This is a genomic window from Janibacter cremeus (genome assembly GCF_029395675.1).
GTDB lineage: Bacteria > Actinomycetota > Actinomycetes > Actinomycetales > Dermatophilaceae > Janibacter > Janibacter cremeus_A.
In genome coordinates this window covers 609214-628698 of the sequence record NZ_CP115184.1, presented here as the reverse complement: position 1 = coordinate 628698, position 19485 = coordinate 609214, and the positions used below count along the sequence as shown (strand labels likewise).

The window sequence follows — 19485 nt, the reverse complement described above, 5'->3', positions numbered from 1 at the left end:
GACGGCACTCCGGTGTTCCAGCCCAAGGCCATCCCCGACGACGGTCAGGGCAACGGGTGCGGCGTGGCCCCTTAACGCAGTCGGTTGCCGGCCCGACGGCTCCCCAGTGCCGCCGCCCGAAGATCATGCTGGTCGGCTCGGGCGAGTCGTCATGTGGGCATGATGGTGCCGACAACCGGGACGTGATGAGGGGGAACAACGCATGAGCCGACCGCGCATCGGCGTGGCCGCACTCGGCGGCACGATCGCCATGACGTCGGAGAGCGGTCGGGAGGTCACACCGACCCTCGCGGCGGACGACCTCATCGCGGCCGTCCCCCGACTCGGTGAGGTCGCCGAGGTCACGGCGACGACGCTGGCCACCCGGCCGAGCGCCTCGGTCACCTCCGCTGACCTGGCCTCGGTGGTCGAGTGGGCAGAGACGCAGGTGGCGACGGGGGCCTCCGGCATCGTCGTCACGCAGGGGACGGACTCGATCGAGGAGACCGCCTACTGGCTGGACCTGCACTGGGACCACCCCGAGCCGCTGGTCGTCACCGGTGCGATGCGTCCTCCCACCACTCCCGGGGCCGACGGGCCGGCCAACCTGCTCGCCGCGGTGCTCACCGCATCGGCGCAGGAGGCCCGTGACCGCGGCGTGCTCGTCGTCATGGGCGACACGGTCCACACCGCCGTGGAGGTCCTCAAGGGGCGCAGCAGCCACCCGGACGCGTTCGTCTCCCGACCCTTCGGGCCGCTCGGGTTCCTCGAGGAGGAGCGGCTCCACCTGCGTGCCGCCAGGGCCCGCCGCCCTGCACTGCCCATGACGAAGGGGGGCACTCCCCCTTCGGTCGCAGTGCTGGAGACCCACCTCGACGACACCGGTGACGTGCTCGACCTCGTGGTGCGGGCGGGGTACGGGGGCGTCGTCATCGCCGGCTTCGGTGTCGGCCACGTCCCGGAGCGCATGGTCGACTCGGTCCAGCGCGCCGTCGACGCCGAGGTCGTCGTCGTCCTGGCGACCCGCGCGGGCGACGGCCCCACGCACGAGGCCAGCTACGGGTACGCCGGCTCCGAGGTCGACCTGCTCGCCCGTGGGGTCGTCCCGGCCGGGTGGTTGCACCCGCGCAAGGCACGGGTGCTGCTGGTCGAGCTGCTCCGGCTCGGTGCCGGGCCCGGTGAGGTCAGGGAGGAGTTCGCGCAGCGGGGAGCCGTCCGACCCGAGACGTCGTCGTGAGCTACCTCGTCGCCGGACTGATCCGGCTCGGGGTCGTCGGGCTGGCGGGGATCGGCGTCGTCGTCGCCGCGCTCGTGGTCACCGCGGCCGTCGCGCGGCGGCAGGGCCGCTTCGCGGTGGTCGACGCGACGTGGCCGCTCCTCTTCGTCCTCGTCGCCTGGGCGAGCGTGGTCGCGGGCGAAGGGAGCGCACGCTCCTGGTTGCTCGCCGGACTCACCACGGTGTGGGGCGGGCGGCTCGCGTGGCACCTCGTCGGCCGTCTGCGCGGGGCCGGTGAGGATCCGCGCTACCCGGAGCTGCTGGAGGACGTCCCGCGCGAGCGCCGGTTCACCGTGGCGCTGCGCAAGGTCTTCCTGACGCAGGGCGTGGTGGCGTGGTTCGTCGCCCTGCCGCTCATGGTCGCCGGGACGACGGACGAGCCCCTCGGCCCGGTTGCCGCGCTCGGGACGCTCGTGTGGCTCGTCGGCCTCCTCTCCGAGGCGATCGGCGATGCCCAGCTCAAGGCCTTCGAGGCCGACCCGACCACCAGGGGCACCGTCACGGACCGCGGTCTGTGGGCGTGGACGCGGCACCCGAACTACTTCGGTGACGCCTGCGTCTGGTGGGGCCTGTGGCTCATCGCCGCCGAGGCCTGGCCGGGTGTGCTCACCGTGCTCTCGCCGGTGGTCATGACCTACGTTCTCGCCTTCGCCTTCGCCTTCGCCTTCGCCACCGGCGCCCGCCTGCTCGAACGGCGGATGGCCGATCGGCCCGGATACCCGGATTACACGGAGCGCACCTCGATGTTCTTCCCGCGACCGCCGAAGCGACCCTGACCCGCCGGGACCGGCCGACGCTCAGCCGCGCGCAGCGACCTCCACGACGGCCCGCGCCGCGAGGAGGTGCCACCTCCGCGGACGCTCCAGGAGCGCGTGGCCACCCGGCAACCCCTGGTACGTCGCGTCAGCACCGGCGGCGCGCAGTCGCTCGACGAAGTCGCGTGACCGCTGCGGGCTGCACACCGTGTCCGCCTCACCGTGGACGACCCGCACGACCTTCTCCCGCAGGTGCTCGTCCGGGTCCTCCTCGGCGATCCACGGCGCGAGTGCCACGCTGCCGGCCACCGCGTCCTCGTCACCGCACCGCAGTGCCGCCCAACCGCCGCTGGAGTGTCCGAGCAGCACGACCGGCAATCCGTGCTCGTGGGCCAGTCGGCGCACGAGCTCGCGGGTCTGGGTCAGACCGCTCCCGGTGGGGGCGATCCAGCCTCCCTCCTGGTTGTGCACGAGCACTGGTGCGACCCGTCCCCGCGAGGCCCGCCAGACGGCGGGCGCGAAGGGAAGCATCCGCAGGTAGGAGACGTCCCGCGAGCGACGCGGTCGCGGCTCGACGGCACGGCCCCCGTGCAGGATGAGCGCCACCGCCCGGGCGTGTGGTCCCACGCGCACGCGGCCCTGTCGGATCGCGGCCATGAGGTTGTCAGGATCGTGCGACGTGGTCACCCACGTGAGTCTGTCACGCCCGCGAGGCCGCGGGCGTGGCCGCCCGTACGTGCGGCTACGGTGGCCAGCAGTTCGCGACGAAGGGAGAACGATGGACTGGACGAGGCCGGGACCCGAGGAGGTCGCGCCGGGAGTCCATCGGATCCCCCTTCCGCTCCCGATGGACGGGTTGAAGGCAGTCAACGTCTACGCCGTCATTGGCGAGGACTCGCACACCCTCATCGACGGTGGGTGGGAGGTCGACGTCGCCCGGTGTGCGTTGGAGGACGCTCTCGGGGAGTTGGGGCTGGCGACGCAGGACTTCGACCAGTGCCTCGTGACGCACCACCACCGCGACCACTACACGATGGCGCTCGGCCTGCGACGACGTGCGGGCCTGGTCGTCGGTCTGGGCGAGGGGGAGGCCGAGCAGCTCGAGGCGATCCGCGCGAGTGACGGAGCATTCGCCGGGGCCGATGCCCTCCTCCTCGCCGCGGACGCCACGAGTGTGATCGAGGGCCTGGCGGCCCTGCCGGTGGACCGGGTCGACCTCGCCGGCTACACCGACCCGGATCGCTGGCTGCGGGACGAGGAGTCCGTTGCGGCAGCGGGCCGTTCGCTCCGGGTCCGGGCGACTCCGGGTCACACGCAGGGGCACGTGGTCTTCTTCGACGACGAGTCGGACCTGGTCTTCGCCGGGGACCACGTGCTGCCGCACATCACACCCTCGATCGGCTTCCAGGCCAAGCCGGTGAGGACACCCCTCGCGGACTACCTCGGGTCACTGGCCGAGATGCTCACCGAGCGCGACCGCCTGCTGCTGCCGGCGCACGGCCCGGCCGGGGGCGGGCTGCACGCCCGGGTCGAGGAGCTGCTGGCCCACCACGAGAGGCGGCTGGCCCAGACCGAGGCCGCCGTGCGGGCCGGCGCCTCGTCCGGCTTCGCGGTCGCCGAGGCGCTGCGCTGGACGCGGCACGAGCGGCACCTGTCCGAGCTGGACCCGATGAACCAGATGCTCGCCACCACCGAGACACTCGCCCACCTGCAGGTGCTCGTCGCCCAGGAGCGGGTCCGTGAGACCGAGGTCGACGGGATCTGGCGCTACAGCTGAGGCTCGGGACGGCCGCGTGCCGGGCTCATGGCGCGCGGTCGACCACCGCGCAGGCCAGCACGTTCCACCGGCCCAGCTCGCCAGAGACCAGGGCCTCGTCGAAGCCGACCTCCGTGATGACCACCTCGGCGCCGGGATCACTGGGGACGGTGAGGACCACGTCGTCCAGACGGGCGTGCTCCGGATCCACGCAGTCGGTGAGGCCATGCACGTCGGCGTGGGCGAGAGCCGCCTCGAGCGCACCCATCGGAGCGGTCGGCGCCGACGCGCTCGGCTCGGAGGTGGTGAACTCCACCGTGCGCGCCTGCTGGGTCATCACACCCGGCAGGACCGCCACCCCGACCACGAGAGCCCCCAGGAATGCCACGAGAGCAGATGTGATGAAGGCCTTGAAGAACATGTGCATCCCCCCGGATGTGGTTGCCGGTCGGCCGAAGGGGCCGCCACCGCACACGGTACGCGGTGGCGAATCCGGACCGATTGTGCAGTGATCCGGCGTGACCGTACGACCCGTGGCTGCCGCTAGTCGCAGACCTTCCCCGTCTGCAGAACGCCAGCTCGGCGGTCACTCCCCTTCGGTGCCCTTTGTGGACACTTCACACACTGGCAGCGACCACCGACAACGCCGGCGTCACCGCGGCGCGCCCGAACCGTCTCGTCGGCCGCCGGTCAGATCGCGTCGACTGCCTTGCAGGACAACACATTCCACCGGCCCAGCTCGCCAGAGGTCAGTGCCTCGTCGAAGCCGACCTGCGTGATGACCACCTCGGCGCCGGGATCACTGGGGACGGTGAGGACCACGTCATCCAGACGGGCGTGCTCCGGATCCACGCAGTCGGTGAGGCCGTGCGCCTCGGCGTGGGCGAGAGCCGCCTCGAGCGCACCCATCGGAGCGGCCGGCACCACGGCGCTCGGCTCGACAGTGGTGAACTCCACCGTGCGTGCCTGCTGGGTCATCACCCCCGGCAGGACCGCCACCCCGACCACGAGAGCCCCCAGGAATGCCACGAGGGCAGACGTGATGAAGGCCTTGAAGAACATGGACATCCCCCCGGATGAGTTGGTACGTCGCGCGAAGGACGTCATCTCGGCTCAGCGAGTGGTGACGAGACCGCATCGCGATCCCCCCCGAGCAACCGAAGCAGCACAGTGGCTTCCACGCTGGCCGGCAGACCAGCTTGGCTGCTGGCCACCGACGTCCCGGTCGCTCCCCTTCGTCGTCCTCTGTGGACTGAAAAAACACTATCAATCTCGTGTAAACAATTCAACTACTCATGCCGGGGGCTCCGGGCGGCCCCCCTTCGTTCATCCTTCGAACGGCGCGAGCGCGAAGCGACCCCATGCCAGGAATGCGCACAGGGCGAGCAGGACCAGGTCCCCGACCAGGTACCCCCACTCGTTGCGGCGGAACCGGGTCGTGCCGGCTCCGGTCATCACCAACGCCAGGCCGCACGCTGCCAGCGGCACCAGCACGGGAGCGATGCCGACGATGGCGGGCAGGACGAGCCCCAGGGCTCCGACGACCTTGATCGTGCCGATGGCGGTGATGTGTCGTGGGTCGAAGTCGTCGACCCAGTGCGCCGACCTTCCCAGCGCGCGGAATCGTTCCTTCGAGAGGAGGATCTGGGTCGAGCCACCGATCGCGAAGCCGATCGACAACACGATGGTCAGGATCCACAGGGCGGTGTTCATGCTTGTGCCTCCAGTCGGTTACCTCAGCCCGTACGGGCTCGTCATGGTCATGACGGACACCGATCGAGGAAGGTAACGACCATGAGTGCCGACGCAGGGCTGGCCGAGGAGTTCGAGCAGGAGCGCAGGCGCCTTGTCTCGTTGTCCTACCGGATGCTGGGGTCCATCGCCGATGCCGAGGACGCGGTGCAGGAGGTCTGGTTCCGCCTGGCGCGACAGGACTCGCGCGCGGTGGACAATCTGCCGGGATGGCTGACGACCGTGACCGGTCGGGTCTGCCTGGACATGCTGCGCTCGCGCAAGGTTAAGGCAGAGGCGGCCTTTGACGAGCAGGTCCCGGACTTCGTGATCACTGCGGACGAAGGGGGTGGCCCGGAGGAGTCGGCGGTGGTCGCCGACTCGGTCGGGCTGGCACTGCTGGTGGTCCTCGAGACCCTGCGTCCCGATGAGCGGCTCGCGTTCGTGCTGCACGACATGTTCGCCGTCCCCTTCGCCGAGATCGGGCAGATCATCAGGAAGACACCGGACGCGTCCAAGATGCTCGCCAGTCGGGCCCGGCGGAAGGTGCAGGGTGCCCCCACCTCCACCGACGATCGGCAGAGGCAGCGCGAGGTGGTGGACGCCTTCATCGCCGCAGCGCGCGACGGGGACTTCGAGCGACTGCTCGAGGTGCTCGACCCCGACATCACGTGGACCACGCACACCCCCAAGGGCGAGGTCGTGCGGCTGGGCCGCACGGAGATCGTCGCCGGGATCGAGAGCGGTCGCAAGCAGTCCCCCATCGCGCAACGCGTGCTCGTCAACGGCCAACCGGGCATCCTGGCGCGGTCGAGGACGGGCAAGCCATTCAGCGTGATGGCGTGCACGATCGTCGACGGTCGGATGGTCGACGTGGTGGCCCTGGTCGACCCCGTGCGGCTGGCGGCGATGGATCTGCCCGAGCCGCCGGACGGCACGCCCGTGCGCTGACCCCCGGCACGGTCGCTCAGCGACGCCCCACTCGGCCGTCACCACCAGCAGCCCAGCACTCCCCCGACGGCACGCAGTCGAGCGTGTGGAGGCCTCGTCGTCAGGCCGCGGTCGTCGGAGTGGTGGACCCGGGCGTCCTCGCCGCCGACGCCGAACCACGCGTCGTGCCCGGTCATCGACAGGCAGTCGCCGCTGGCGGAGAAGTTCACCTCGTCGCTCGAGTCCGGCATGCCCGCATCCGGCAGCACCTCCCAGCTGGCTCCCCCGTCGGTGGTGCGGATGATGCGGAACTTCCCGTCGACCGGGTCGCTGACCCCCAGTCCGACGCGGTCACCGGGCGCGCAGTCGATGCAGTTGAAGAAGGCTGCCTCCTCCTCGTTGCGGAAGGTCTCCTCCGTCCGCCCTCCGGTCGGTCGGACGTGACCGTTCGACCAGCAGCACCGGACGAGCCGACGAGACCGTGTGCGTTGTCGGTACCCACCGATAGACACTCACCATGACCGACATGGCGACGAGGCCGGCAACGCAGCCGACGACGGTGACCCCGCTCCCTTCGTCCATCGACATCGATGAGGAGGTCTCAACGCTGGAGGCCCACCTCGCGCGGCTCCACGTCCTCCGCGATACGCCGGCGACCGAGGACACCGAGCCGTGGACCCTCGACCACGCAGTCGACGACTGGGACGACTCCCCCGCCGTGGGTACTAACGCGTTCTCCCGCCGGGTCAACCGCATACGGCTCCTCACCGCGGAGGACGAGGTGACTCTCGCCCGACGGATCGAAGCCGGTGTCTTCGCGCGGGAACGCCTCAACTCCGGCATCGAGCTCAAGCGCACCGAACGCCGCGGGATGTGGCACGTCATCCGTGAGGGCGAGGAGGCCCGCGAAGCGATGACCGTGGCTAACATCCGCCTGGTCAACAAGATCGCCCGACAGTTCCTCCCGCGAGCGACCACCTCGATGGACTTCGAGGACATGCGGCAAGCCGGTCTCCTGGGGTTGATGCGCGCAGTCGACAAGTTCGACCACACGCTCGGCCTGAAGTTCTCCACCTACGCCACGTGGTGGATCAAGCAGAGCATCGGCCGTGCCGTCGACGACGAGTCTCGGACCGTCCGCATCCCCGTCCACATGGCTGACAAGTGCCGCATGCTCGACACTGCTCGGCGAAGGGCGGAGCTCACCTGGGGCGAGGCAGTTGCCGACCCGACGCGGCTGGGTGCCGACGCTGACGTGACGAGTGTCGAGCGAGCACGCGACCTGCTCCGTCCCTGCCTCAGCCTCGAGGAGGTCAGCGACGAGCTCGACATCGTTGACGACGAGGACCCTGCCCTCGACCTCGTGGTGGAGCGCGCGGCCGATGCGAAGACGTGGGCCGACCTGTCCGAGCACCTGGCGATGCTGGCGGGCCTGGGCAGTCGTGCGGTCACGATCCTGGAGATGCGCTTCGGCCTCACCGGCCAGGAGCCGATGACGCTCGACCAGATCGGTCAGCACTTCGGCGTGACGCGTGAGCGGATCCGGCAGATCGAGAAGAAGTCGCTCGAGGCGCTGCGTAACGTCGCGCTGGCACCGTGATCGACGACCTGCCCGACCAGGACAGCCGCTGAGGAAGCAGCGTTCTGATGTCCTGCACGTCCGACTCCCAAGCCCTATGCTCCGGGCACCCACACAGGGCCGAAGACACCTTGTCCGAAGGAGTACGAGGGAATGGGACGGACGAACACGCCACCGGCTCCCGCCGAGGGGCAGCTGAAGCGCTCCCTGGGGCGCGTGGAGACCTTCTTCATCGGCTTCGGCGCGATGATCGGCTTCGGTTGGATCACGACGACGAGCACCTGGCTCAACGACGCCGGGACGCTCGGCGCAGCGCTCGGATTCGTCATCGGCGGCGCCATCATGGCCCTCGTCGGGCTCGTCTACGCGGAGCTGGTGTCGGCGATGCCGCGCGCGGGAGGGGAGCACAACTACCTCTTGCGCGGCTTCGGTCCGCGACTGGCCTTCATCGGGTCCTGGGGGATCGTCGGTGGCTACATCAGTGTCGCCGCATTCGAGGCCGTGGCGATCCCGAGGACCATCGCCTACATCGTGCCCGAGGTGTACTCGGTACCGCTGTGGACCGTCGCGGACTCGGACGTCTACCTGGTGTGGGCGCTCATCGGGACCGCCACGGCGGCGCTCCTCACGGCCCTGAACATCCGCGGCATCAAGTCCGCCAGCCTCCTGCAGACCTCGGTCGTCCTCTTTCTCATCGTCATGGCCCTGGCCATGATCGGCCTGACCTTCTTCGAGGGCGACGTCAGCAACGCACAACCGCTCTTCGTCGACAGCGCCGGGCTGCTGGCCGTGCTGGTCGTCGTGCCCTTCTTCTTCGTCGGCTTCGACGTCATCCCGCAGTCGGCGGAGGAGATCAACGTCCCTCCGCGCAAGATCGGCCGGCTGGTGCTCATCTCGGTGACGATGGCCACGCTCTTCTACATCGTCATCATCCTGACCACATCGACGGCCCTTCCGGCAGCGGAGATGCAGGACTTCGACCTCGCGACCGCCGATGCGATGGACGCACTCGCCGGTGGGTTCGGTAGCAACCTCGTCATCGCCGGCGGGCTCGCGGGGTTGACGACATCGTGGAACGCCTTCCTCATCGGTGCTTCCCGGCTGATGTGGGCCATGGCCAGGTCGGGCATGTTGCCGACGTGGTTCGCGAAGCTGCACCCGACTCACCGCACCCCGAGCAATGCCCTGATCTTCATCGGCACTGTCTGCGCGATCGCGCCCTTCTTCGGAGAGGTGATGATGGGCTGGCTCGTCGCCTCCAGCTCACCGTCGATCGTGATCACGTACTTGCTCGTGTCCGTCGTCTTCCTCGTGCTGCGGCGACACGAGCCCACGATGGACCGACCCCTGAGGATCGGTGGCCGTGCGCCGGGCGGCGGGGCAGCGATCGGCGTGGCAGCCGTGATCGCCACCGCGTGCCTGCTGGCCCTCTACATACCCGGCATGCCTGCCGCGCTCGACATCCAGCCCTACGTCATCTTCGGGCTCTGGTGGCTGCTGGGCCTGGTGTTCCTCATCCGCCTCCCCGGTGGCGTCAGGCCCGGGCCAGAGGCCGAGGACGACCTTCTCGGCAAGCTGGCCGAGCGTGGCCGTGGTCCGCGGGCGCACTCTTGAGGAGCGGGTCCACCGTCGACTGACTCGCTGCTCGAGCCGTCGTATCCCGGTTCCGGGTCGAGGCCCGCGCGCTCTATCGCCGCAAGACCGCGGTCCCGAGACTGAACCTGCTCACCCGGTCTGGGGAGAAGGCGGGTACAGCATGAGCAAACCAGTCATCCTCACGGTCGACGACGACCCGATGGTGTCCGCCGCGATCACCCGCGACCTGCGCGAGCAGTACGGCAGGGAGTACCGGGTGCTGGGTACGACCTCGGGCGCGGAGGCGCTCGAGGTCCTCGGCAAGCTGGCCCTGCGCGACCAAGCGGTCGCGCTCATCGTCGCCGACCAGCGGATGCCGGAGATGACCGGCATCGAAATGCTCGAGCGGGCCCACCTCCAGGCACCGACGGCCAAGCAGCTGCTCCTCACCGCCTACGCCGACACCGACGCTGCGATCCGCGCGATCAACAAGGTCGGACTCGACTACTACCTGCTCAAACCCTGGGACCCGCCGGACGAGCGTCTCTACCCCATCGTCGACGACCTGCTCGGCGACTGGCGCAGCGCCAACCCCACCCACACCGCCGAGCTCCGGGTGGTGGGCCACCGGTGGTCCGAGCGCAGCCACGCGACCAAGACCTTCCTCACCCGCAACCACGTGCCCTACCGGTGGATCGACATCGAGGAGGGGCCGGAGGGCCCGCGCCTTCTGGAGGCGGCGGGGGTGGCGAGCGACCGGCTGCCGCTGGTGCTCGTGCCCGACGGCGCGTCCCTGTGCTCCCCCTCGAGCATGGAGCTCGCTGGCGCCCTCGGGCTGCGCACCCGAGCAGACCAGACGCTCTACGACGTGTGCATCGTCGGCGGCGGACCCGCTGGGCTGGCGTCGGCGGTGTACGCCGCCTCGGAAGGATTGCGCACGGTGATCGTCGAGCGCGAAGCGCCCGGCGGGCAGGCCGGCCAGAGCGCCTCGATCGAGAACTACCTCGGCTTCCCCCGCGGCCTCAGCGGGTCCGACCTCACCCAGCGTGCGGTCGCCCAAGTCATCCGCTTCGGGGCCGAGATGGTGGTCGCCCGGGACGTCATCGGGCTCGAGCAGCGCGGACCGGTGCGCGCCGTCCTCCTAGACGGTCCGGCGACGGACGGCCCGGACGGCGCCGGGCAGGCAGAGGTCGAGGCCCGGTCGGTGATCGTCACCACCGGCGTCTCCTACCGCCGGCTCGGCGCGAGCACCCTGGACGAGTTCACCGGGCGGGGAGTCTACTACGGGACAACGGCGAGCGAGGCCAGTCAGGTGGCCGGGGACGAGATCTACGTCGTCGGTGCGGCCAACTCGGCGGGGCAGGCCGCGTTGAACCTCGCCCGGCATGCCTCGCACGTCACGCTCCTCGTTCGCGGTGCCGACGTCGCCGACGGGATGTCGAGCTACCTCGTCGACCGCATCCTCGCTGCCGACAACATCGCCGTCCGTCACCACAGCGAGGCGATCGCCGGCAGCGGCGACGGCCACCTGCAGTCCCTCACCCTGCGCGACCGCGACTCCGGCGCCACCGAGGAGGTCGCGACGAGCTGGCTCTTCGTCTTCATCGGCGCGGTCCCCCGCACCGACTGGCTGGGCGAGGCGATCGTGCGTGATGACAAGGGCTTCGTGCTCACGGGCCCGGAGATGCTCCGCGCCGCCGACGGAGCGTGGGGGCTGCCGCGCGGACCGTTCGCCCTCGAGACGAGCCTGCCGGGCGTCTTCGCCGCCGGCGACGTGCGGCTGGACTCGATGAAACGAGTCGCCTCCGCCGTCGGCGAGGGCGCCATGGCGGTGCACTTCGTCCACCGCTACCTCGCCACCACCTGCGGAGCCTCGTGGACATCGCCGACCTGCAACCGATCGAGCTCTTCGCCGGGCTGACCACCGGACAGCTCGAGGAGCTCCTGGCCGCCGGCGAGGAGGTCGCCTTCGCGCCCGACGAGCGGATCTGGGACGAAGGGGGTCACGCCGACCACTGGTGGGTGCTCATCGACGGGGTCGTCGAGCTGGTCAGGCGCAGCGAACGAGAGGACATGGTGGTCGGACGCATGGACGCCCCCGGCCGGTGGGCCGGCGGGTTCCGGGCCTGGGTGCAGACCGGCCGCTACCTCGCCGGCGCCCGAGGTCTCGTCGCCGGACGCATGCTCAAGGTGCCGGCGAGCGACTTGCGCGACCTGACCGCGCGGTGGTTCCCCTTCGGCAGCCACCTCATCAAGGGCGTCTACGGCATGGCCCTGTACGTCGAGTCGACGGCCCGCCAACGCGACTCGTTGGCGGCCCTCGGCAAGCTCGCGGCCGGGCTCGCTCACGAGATCAACAACCCGTCGGCCGCGGCCACGCGGGCCACGGCCGCGCTGGGAACGGCTGACGACACCCTCTTCACCGCTCTCAGTGAGCTGGCCGCGCAGGGCATCACCGCCGAGCAGTTCACCGCGCTGGACGACCTGCGCCGCGACCTGGCCTCACGGCCCGCCCCGGCATACGTGGACCGCGTCGACATCGAGGACGCACTCGCCGAGCGTCTCGACGCGAGCGGGGTCGACCGCAGCTGGGTGGCCGCGCCGGTGCTGGCCTCGGCCAACGCCGACGAGCAGTGGTGCGAGCGCCTCGCGGGGGTGGTCGACCCGCGGTCGCTGCAGGCCGGTCTGGACTGGATCGTGGCGAGCCTGCAGTCCACGGTGCTCCGGGCGGAGATCGCCGAGTCGACGCGACGGATCTCGGAGCTGGTCGCGGCGGTGCGCTCCTACTCGCAGCTGGACCGCGCCCCGCTGCAACAGCTCAGCGTCACCGAGGGCATCGAGAGCACACTGCTGGTGCTGGGGCACCAGCTGCGCGAGGGCACGGTCGAGGTCGTCAAGGACTACGCCGACGTGCCGACCATCGAGGGTTACGCCGGCGAACTCAACCAGGTGTGGACCAACCTCATCGGCAATGCGCTCGACGCCATGGGCGGGACCGGGACGTTGCGCATCACCACCCGCCCCGGCGCCGATGATGGTGTCGTCGTCGAGATCCGCGACTCGGGACCCGGCATGCCGCCGGAGGTCGCCGCGCGGGCCTTCGAGGCCTTCTTCAGCACCAAGCCGGTCGGGCAGGGCACCGGTCTCGGGCTGGACATCGCCCAGCGGATCGTCGTCGAGCGGCATGGCGGCACCATCGAGATCGAGTCCGAGCCGGGCGACACGGTCTTCCGCGTCTGCCTGCCCGCCGCACCGCCGCCCACGTGAGGGGTGAGGCCCCAACCGACGAAGGGCGGTGTCCGCTTCAGCTCCCCGGGCGACGGTCCGCCGGAGCACGTTGTCGGGGCCGTCGACGATGCGCAGCGCGTAGAACTGCCTACGCTCCTGCTCCACCTCACGGGCACTGACCGCGAGGTGGAGCAGGAGCGTAGGCACGAAGGACACCCACGACAGGCCTGAAGTACGCGAGCAGCAACACAGGGTGACGGCGAAGGTCGACAAGGCGCACAGCATCGTCCGCGCCTGGCCCCCCGGCTCGAGGTGTCGATCGTTGCCGACCCCCGGTCCACCTCGCACGGCGCCCGACTCCACGACCTCATCGCTCACTCGAGATCACGATCGAGCCGACGACGGCGCAGCAGGGCGAGATCGCTCGACGGGTCTACCCTGCTCGTACGCTCGCCGCACCTCGGCGGGGATGCGTCCACGGTCGAAGACCGTCCACCCGTGCTCCCTCGTCCAGGCCCGGATCTCGCGCGGCGTCGGTCCGGCCGGAGGTGCCGGGTTGGCCGCGGCCATGGTCGAGATGGCCTCCGCGGTGGGGGCACCCATGCGCAGCTCCTCCCGTGCAGCCGCGAGGAAGCGGTAGGTCCACTCCTGTGCGAGCTGTCGGTTCTCGGCGAAGATGATCGGCACGGTCGAGAACCGCCCCTGGCTCTCCGCGATCGCCTCGGCGACGACGGCCGGACGCACGTGCTCGAGGGCGAAGACCTGCGAGTACCGCTCCTCGACGACGACCGCCGCGTGCGGCAGGTCATTCAGCTCGACCAGGACGTACGTGAGCTTGCCGCTGGTGAGGCTCGAGCTGAGGTCGGCCAGGCTCTTGCGCTCGACGGCGGCGGCGACCTGCTCTCCGTCGGTGACGGCGTAGTCGCCGCAGGGCAACCCCCAACGCTTCGTCACGGCCTGCTGGTGGGTGAACCGCCACGGGTACCGCTCGTGGCTGTCCACGAGGATCTGCAGGTCCTCCACCCCCTGCGCCCGCGCGGTCGGCAGACCGACGTTGGGCCGGGCCTGCTTGGTCGTGCGCGCGGTCTGCCAGAAGATCGCCTGCCGACCCCCGCGGATGCGGGTGATGACGAACTGGGAGCGGCTCTCCCGCCGCCGGTCGAGGAGGAGGTCGATCGCTGCTCCGCGTGAAGTGCAAGAACGGGCGGGGACGCGCTCGATGATCTCCGCGTCCTCGGGCCACTCGTGGGTGCGGTGGCAGTAGAACTTGGCTGTGCGCGGCCACACGTCCTTCGTCTTGAGCACGACCCCCTCCCCGAGCGGGATGCGCACCAGGTACGGCAAGCGGCTGTCCGGCCCGGGGTTGCGGGCGATGAGGAAGTCGTCCACCACGTCTCCAGTGTGCCGGAGGGTCCACGTTGTCGGTCGTCACCGATAAGCAATCTCCATGACAGATGCGGCGCAGGGTCATGCAGCAGGCGCGGCTCGTAGCCTGATGTGCGCCGGTCGACACGTTCGACCACCGCGCCCGTCAGATCCCTTCTGGCGCGTCAGTCCCAAGTGAATAAGTAACAGAACCTCGAGCCACATTCTTGGATATAGTGAAAACTGCCTCGATGAACATCATCAGGAAACTCACGGGCACCAAGAACAACACCGGCCAAATGGGAAGCAACAAACCACCAGCCGGAAAGGCGCGGCCGCGGTCCAACGAATCAACAGCATACCCAAAGCTAAAGAAGGTAAGCGCCAAGAAAACAAGCACCTCGAGACCAAGAAGAAGATAGATCACTGCGCTCTGCACGCCTACCGGAAACCGGTGCATCAGCAAATCCATCTTGGGCAACGTGCCCGTGCCATACACATATGGCAAGGCTAGGAAAACAGACAGGGGAAGGAAGTAGTTCTGGGCGATCTCGAAGCCACCCGGAATTGAGTTATGGAAGACGTTTCTCATGATGACATCGGCGACAATGAACAACATCAGCAACAGAATGACGAAGCCGCTGAACACACCCCCGGCCATCTTGATTGAGTTCCACCAACGGTAAGCATTCACAAGCATTGATTCACACGTCCTTCAAAAGCCCAATGGAAATTACTCATCCTCATTCAAGCGGCGACCGAGGGCAGCCATGTGGCCATTTGCGGGAAGATCGTCATCATCGCTGCCACGATCAACACCGCGAGGACCGCAAAACCTGTTGCGTACTTGAATATTCCGCCTGAAGACACGCCGCTGGCCCCTGACACGGCATACACACTCAGGCCGACCGGAGGAGTGATCAGTCCAACGGTACAAATCATGGCAACGAAGACACCGAACCACAGAAGGTCCATATTCATCGCGTTGATGATGGGCAATATGACTGGGATGGTCATCAAGATCACAGCGGCGCCCTCGATGAACATGAAGAGGATGAAGAAGACCGCTGAGAGGATCGCGATCATCGCTACGGGGTTGTCGACGAGCGGCCCTAGCAGATCGATCAGACGACGAGGCAGCAGCGACAGGGTGACGAACTTACCGAAAATTTGTGCCCCGATAAGGATCAGCATCACCATACTGGTAATCTTCACGGTCTCAAGAAAACTGTCCCTGAGGAACCTGAGGCTGAACTGACCGAGCACTATGGCTGCCAAAAGTGCCGAAAAGGCTCCGATGGCGCCAGCCTCTGTCGCGGTCACCATCCCGGCATAGATGCCTCCCAGGACAACGAAAACGATGACTCCCATGACGCTCATCGACACGATCAGGCGGGGCACGCCGATTGACTCGACCGGCGCCGCTGGCCAGTTCGCCAGCTCAGCCTTCGCATGGTCCCGTCGAAGGTAGAACATCATGACCAAGATGAACACCAGGGTCACCGCGGCTGCGGGGATGACCGCCCCGATGAAGAGATCGCCGATGGGCGTCTCGGTCGCAACACCAAAAAGTATCAAAATGATGCTTGGCGGAACGATTCCCGATAATGAGCCGGCGGCCGCCGCCACCGCACCAGCGTGAGCTCGCTTGAAGCCACTCTTCTCCAACTCCGGCACTGCCACCTGACCGAGAGATGCGGCAGCCGCCACACCTGAGCCTGAGACGGCGCCGAGCATCGCCCCTGCCACTAGGGTCAAAGACCCGAGCACTCCGTTGCGATTTTTCGAGACCCGGTTGACCACATAGAAGAGGTCCTTGACTATGTCTGCCTGTAGGACAAACTGCGCCATCAAGACGAAGAGTGGAATGGTGGTGAGCGTGTACGAGGCCGTCCGCGAGAAGGGTAGTGGCCCCAACAGACCGCCCAAGATGTCGGTGCCTGACAGAAGCAATACGCCACCGATACCTGCCACCAACAGAACAGTATGGATATAGCCGCCGGCCAAGAGGAGCACGGCGAACAGAACGACGATGACCGCGATAACTAGAGTGCTAGACACCGGCGCCTCCCTTAACGGTAGGGTTTCGATACACCATCAGTTGAGATCCTTGGCGCTCTCCGGCACCTCGCCACCGGCTTCAACGAGCAGGTCGCGCCAATGGCTCACCACGGCCTCGCCATCCAGTCCCTTGCCGTCGAGCTGCGCGATGTAGTTGTTCCAAGTCTTATCCACGCCATCGAGGAAGAGCTCCTGCACCTGCGGATTCAGCGTGTCGAATTCAACAAACTCTCCGCCGGACTCCCGATTGACCTTGACCATCTTGTCCGCGCGATCCACCCACTCTTGCGCCCCGGGATCCAGGTACAGCTCCTCATTAGCCTGCTCCATGGCTTCCTGAACTTCGGGGTCAAGACCGTTCCAGGTCTCCTCCGTCATTGCCATGGTGCCGTTGAAGTGCCCAAAATTGATCCCCTTCAGGGTGTACTTGAAGAGGTCCTGGAAGCCGTAACCCGACCAATCAGCGACGCTCGAGAAGTTCCCATCAAGCGTGCCTCTGTTGAGGGCGTCGTACGCCTCTGCATTTGGGATGGCCACGGGGTTGATCCCCATCGATTCAGCCAAGATCTCATGTGTTCGCGATGATGCGCGGATATTGAGACCCTTCACCGCCGATACGGAATTGAATTCCTTCCCCGTAGTTGAAATCGTGTACTCAGCAGTCGTGGGCACGGGGAACGCCTTGAGCCCGTTTTCCTCGAACTGCGACTCGTAGTACGTCTTCCCGTCGATGATTTTCTCATCGCTCTCCAGAAGAGCCTTGTATGCCTTAGAGGCGATCCGCACATCCGATTCGGCAAGGGGCAGCATTGTGACCTCGCCAGCGGTGAACTGGTCGGGCAGGTACGGCGGCGCGACACTACCGATGTCAGCGATGCCTTGATTGAGTGCCTCGAGCTCGTCACCAGCCGCGACCAACTCGCCGCCATTAAACGCTTCGAATTCGACAGCACCCTCGCTCAGCTCTTCCACACGATCCATCCACGGCTTGTAGGTCCCGACCCACCAGCCATTCTGTGAAGTGAATCCGGTGGCAAAGCGCAGCGTCTGTGTGTCGTCGCCACCGGCACCACCACCGCTGCCGCATGCGGCGGTGGTCATCCCTAGTGCGAGGGTGAGGGCGGTAAGCATCAGGGGCTTCTTCATAGTGATCTATTCCAATTCGTCGTTGCCCGGCGTGGATGCCGAACGGGGTTGTGTGTGATTTCGTGCTCGGTTGTCGTCAGTACGAAGATGGCCGATCAGACGAGACTCCGTCTGTTCTGCGCAAAGCGCGTCGCCTGCTCGATGTACCACTCGAGCGAAGCGACGTCCGCGGCCGCTGTGCGGTTGACCGCGTCTGGGTCGCTACCTTGGAAGACCCGCTTGATCGGAACCTCGAGGATCTTTCCGGTACGCGTGCGCGGAATTGACGGCGCGGCAAGGATCTCGTCGGGGACGTAGCGTGGGGAGACTTGTTCACGGATCGTCGCAACAATGCGATCTCGGAGGGCCGCGTCCACGTCGACGCCCGCCTCCGGGACGACGAAAAGCGGCATGTAGTACTCGCCGCCGTCGAGCTCTGCGCCGAGGACCATCGAGTCAGCCACTCCCACAACGGTGTTCACGATGCTGGTGATGTCGGCTGACCCCATCCGGATGCCGCCGCGGTTGATCGTCGCGTCTGAGCGTCCGTGGATCATCCAGCCGCCCTCCGCGTTGCGTGTCGCCCAGTCGCCCTGCCGCCACAGCCCGTCGAACGCGTCGAAGTACGCTTCCTTGTATCGCCTCCCGCCCGGGTCGTTCCAGAACGCGATCGGCATCGATGGCAGCGCCAAGGTCATCACCAACTCACCGACCTCGCCGGTGACGCTCTCCCCCTTCGTATCGACGGTCCGCGCATCGACGCCCAAATACGGTGCCATCAGCTCACCGAGGTACACGGAATCCAGCGGGTTTGATCCGAGGATGCCGGAGGCGATTTCCGTGCCCCCGGAGTCCGAACCCAGCCGCACGTCCCCGGCAACGTGCTCGTAGAACCATCGCCAGGTCGAGTCCGGCAGGGGCGACCCGGTCGAAAGGATCGAGCGGAGGCTGTCGAAATTCCACAACTCCTTCGGCGAGATACCTGCCCGCTCGATCGCCGACAGGATCGCCGCGCCTGTCCCGAAGAACTCGACGTCCTCCTCAGCGCAGATCTGCAACTGTCGTGCCGGCGACCCGTGGGTCGGTGCGCCGTCGTAGGTGATGATCGTGACGCCGACGAACATCGACTGTACGAGCAGGTTCCACACCACCCACGTAGTCGACACTGCGTAGTAGCAGCGCGATCCGGGAGTGAGGTCGTACTGGAGCGCGTTGTCCTTGAGGCTTGTGAGAACGATCCCGCCGTGGGAGTGGACGATCCCCTTCGGCCGGCCGGTCGTGCCCGACGAGTAGAGCACCCACAGGGGGTGGGAGAACTCGACCGGCTCGAACTCCGGCTCGATTGGCTCCGCGAGAATCTCCGATATGCGTGTGCTCGGCACCCGGAGGCTATCCGGCGCCACCCCATCACGTGTGTCGATCAGCACGTGGTGCTCCACGCTCGGCAGCGCCTGCAGGATCGCGGGAAGCAGCGCCAGTTGATCTCTGTGCTGCCCGCCGAACTCGATGGAGTCGGTCGTCAACAGCACCCGCGGCTCGATCTGCTTGAAGCGGTCGCTGATCCCCTGCACCCCGAAGTCGGTGTTGACCACCGACCAGGTGGCACCCACGGTCGCAGTGGCGAGCATGGCGACCACCGTCTCCGGCGAGCTGGGCAGGACCGCGCACACCCGATCGCCGGGCTGCACTCCGACCGCCCGCAGGTGAGCAGCGAGGGCGCCAACCCGACCGGTCAGCTCGGCCCAGGTCACCGACTCACGCGGCCCGGTCTCGTGCAGCCCGACGATTGCTTCCTCATCCGGCCGCTCCTGTGACCAGCGCAGCAGGTTCTGCGCGAAGTTGACCTGCGCGCCGGGGAACCACCGTGTGCTTTGAATGTCCTCGCCGCAACGCACCGGTCCGTCCCCGCGGTCACCGACCACTCCGAAGAAGTCCCAGATCGACTGCCAGAACTCGTCGACGTGAGCCACGCTCCACGCGTGTAGGTCGGCGTAGTCGCCGGTCTCGACGCCGGCCGTCTGTGCGAGCCAGGCCTGGTAGCGGCGGATCTGCGAGTCGGCGATCCGTTCGGGGGACGGTCGCCAGAGAAGCGTGCGTTCCATGCTTCGTTCCTTGTCTGTCGGTG

General features: G+C 67.7%; 18 protein-coding genes. 8 read left to right on the top strand and 10 right to left on the bottom strand.

Annotated elements, in window-relative coordinates; genetic code table 11:
• The first annotated feature begins 202 nt into the window (after positions 1-202).
• Entirely contained in the window at positions 203-1216 is a 1014-nt protein-coding gene (locus O9K63_RS02850; protein ID WP_277240361.1) for an asparaginase, read from the top strand.
• Entirely contained in the window at positions 1213-2031 is an 819-nt protein-coding gene (locus O9K63_RS02845) for a DUF1295 domain-containing protein (RefSeq protein ID WP_277240359.1), read from the top strand. The genes O9K63_RS02850 and O9K63_RS02845 overlap by 4 nt, the downstream gene beginning before the upstream one ends.
• Positions 2032-2052: 21 nt before the next feature.
• Here the strand turns inward: O9K63_RS02845 and O9K63_RS02840 are convergent, their stop codons facing one another.
• Complete coding sequence (locus O9K63_RS02840) at positions 2053-2697, bottom strand: alpha/beta hydrolase (protein ID WP_277240357.1); 645 nt, start codon at positions 2695-2697, stop codon at positions 2053-2055.
• Positions 2698-2788: 91 nt separating this feature from the next.
• Here O9K63_RS02840 and O9K63_RS02835 point away from each other — a divergent pair, with 91 nt between their 5' ends.
• Complete coding sequence (locus O9K63_RS02835; RefSeq protein WP_277240356.1) at positions 2789-3787, top strand: MBL fold metallo-hydrolase; 999 nt, start codon at positions 2789-2791, stop codon at positions 3785-3787.
• Between the two features lie 25 nt (positions 3788-3812).
• Here O9K63_RS02835 and O9K63_RS02830 read toward each other — a convergent pair whose 3' ends face one another.
• The 3 genes from O9K63_RS02830 to O9K63_RS02820 form a co-directional block, all read right to left on the bottom strand.
• A complete protein-coding gene (locus O9K63_RS02830; RefSeq protein WP_277240354.1) occupies positions 3813-4187 on the bottom strand; it encodes a hypothetical protein in 375 nt (124 codons plus the stop codon).
• A gap of 269 nt (positions 4188-4456) precedes the next feature.
• Positions 4457-4834: a hypothetical protein gene (locus O9K63_RS02825; protein ID WP_277240352.1), complete on the bottom strand. Its 378-nt coding sequence runs from the start codon at positions 4832-4834 to the stop codon at positions 4457-4459.
• A 258-nt stretch (positions 4835-5092) separates the two neighbouring features.
• On the bottom strand, positions 5093-5479 hold the full coding sequence (locus O9K63_RS02820; RefSeq protein WP_277240350.1) for a DoxX family protein: 387 nt from the start codon (positions 5477-5479) through the stop codon (positions 5093-5095).
• 81 nt (positions 5480-5560) lie between these two features.
• Here O9K63_RS02820 and O9K63_RS02815 point away from each other — a divergent pair, with 81 nt between their 5' ends.
• Complete coding sequence (locus O9K63_RS02815) at positions 5561-6448, top strand: sigma-70 family RNA polymerase sigma factor (RefSeq protein WP_277240348.1); 888 nt, start codon at positions 5561-5563, stop codon at positions 6446-6448.
• Between the two features lie 38 nt (positions 6449-6486).
• Here O9K63_RS02815 and O9K63_RS02810 read toward each other — a convergent pair whose 3' ends face one another.
• Positions 6487-6939: a hypothetical protein gene (locus O9K63_RS02810; protein WP_277240347.1), complete on the bottom strand. Its 453-nt coding sequence runs from the start codon at positions 6937-6939 to the stop codon at positions 6487-6489.
• A 5-nt stretch (positions 6940-6944) separates the two neighbouring features.
• Between O9K63_RS02810 and O9K63_RS02805 the strand changes: the two genes are divergently transcribed.
• The 4 genes from O9K63_RS02805 to O9K63_RS02790 all read left to right on the top strand — a co-directional run bounded on the left by O9K63_RS02805 (position 6945) and on the right by O9K63_RS02790 (position 12848).
• Positions 6945-8027 carry a sigma-70 family RNA polymerase sigma factor gene (locus tag O9K63_RS02805; RefSeq protein ID WP_277240345.1) on the top strand — a complete coding sequence of 361 codons (1083 nt, stop codon included), beginning with the start codon at positions 6945-6947 and terminating at the stop codon, positions 8025-8027.
• Positions 8028-8159: 132 nt separating this feature from the next.
• On the top strand, positions 8160-9620 hold the full coding sequence (locus O9K63_RS02800) for an APC family permease (RefSeq protein ID WP_277240342.1): 1461 nt from the start codon (positions 8160-8162) through the stop codon (positions 9618-9620).
• 142 nt (positions 9621-9762) lie between these two features.
• Positions 9763-11502, top strand: coding sequence for an FAD-dependent oxidoreductase (locus tag O9K63_RS02795; RefSeq protein WP_277240339.1), 1740 nt, complete (start codon positions 9763-9765; stop codon positions 11500-11502).
• Entirely contained in the window at positions 11457-12848 is a 1392-nt protein-coding gene (locus tag O9K63_RS02790; protein ID WP_277240337.1) for an ATP-binding protein, read from the top strand. The genes O9K63_RS02795 and O9K63_RS02790 overlap by 46 nt, the downstream gene beginning before the upstream one ends.
• Positions 12849-13193: 345 nt before the next feature.
• On the opposite strand, the gene O9K63_RS02785 is transcribed toward O9K63_RS02790, so the two are convergent.
• The 5 genes from O9K63_RS02785 to O9K63_RS02765 form a co-directional block, all read right to left on the bottom strand.
• Complete coding sequence (locus tag O9K63_RS02785) at positions 13194-14201, bottom strand: ERCC4 domain-containing protein (RefSeq protein WP_277240335.1); 1008 nt, start codon at positions 14199-14201, stop codon at positions 13194-13196.
• Between the two features lie 139 nt (positions 14202-14340).
• Positions 14341-14823, bottom strand: coding sequence for a TRAP transporter small permease (locus O9K63_RS02780; RefSeq protein ID WP_277240333.1), 483 nt, complete (start codon positions 14821-14823; stop codon positions 14341-14343).
• Between the two features lie 98 nt (positions 14824-14921).
• Positions 14922-16235, bottom strand: a complete 1314-nt coding sequence (locus O9K63_RS02775) for a TRAP transporter large permease (RefSeq protein WP_277240331.1) — start codon at positions 16233-16235, stop codon at positions 14922-14924.
• A 36-nt stretch (positions 16236-16271) separates the two neighbouring features.
• Positions 16272-17366 carry a TRAP transporter substrate-binding protein DctP gene (gene dctP, locus O9K63_RS02770; RefSeq protein WP_277240329.1) on the bottom strand — a complete coding sequence of 365 codons (1095 nt, stop codon included), beginning with the start codon at positions 17364-17366 and terminating at the stop codon, positions 16272-16274.
• A gap of 110 nt (positions 17367-17476) precedes the next feature.
• Positions 17477-19462: an acetoacetate--CoA ligase gene (locus O9K63_RS02765; protein ID WP_277240327.1), complete on the bottom strand. Its 1986-nt coding sequence runs from the start codon at positions 19460-19462 to the stop codon at positions 17477-17479.
• Positions 19463-19485: the final 23 nt, after the last annotated feature.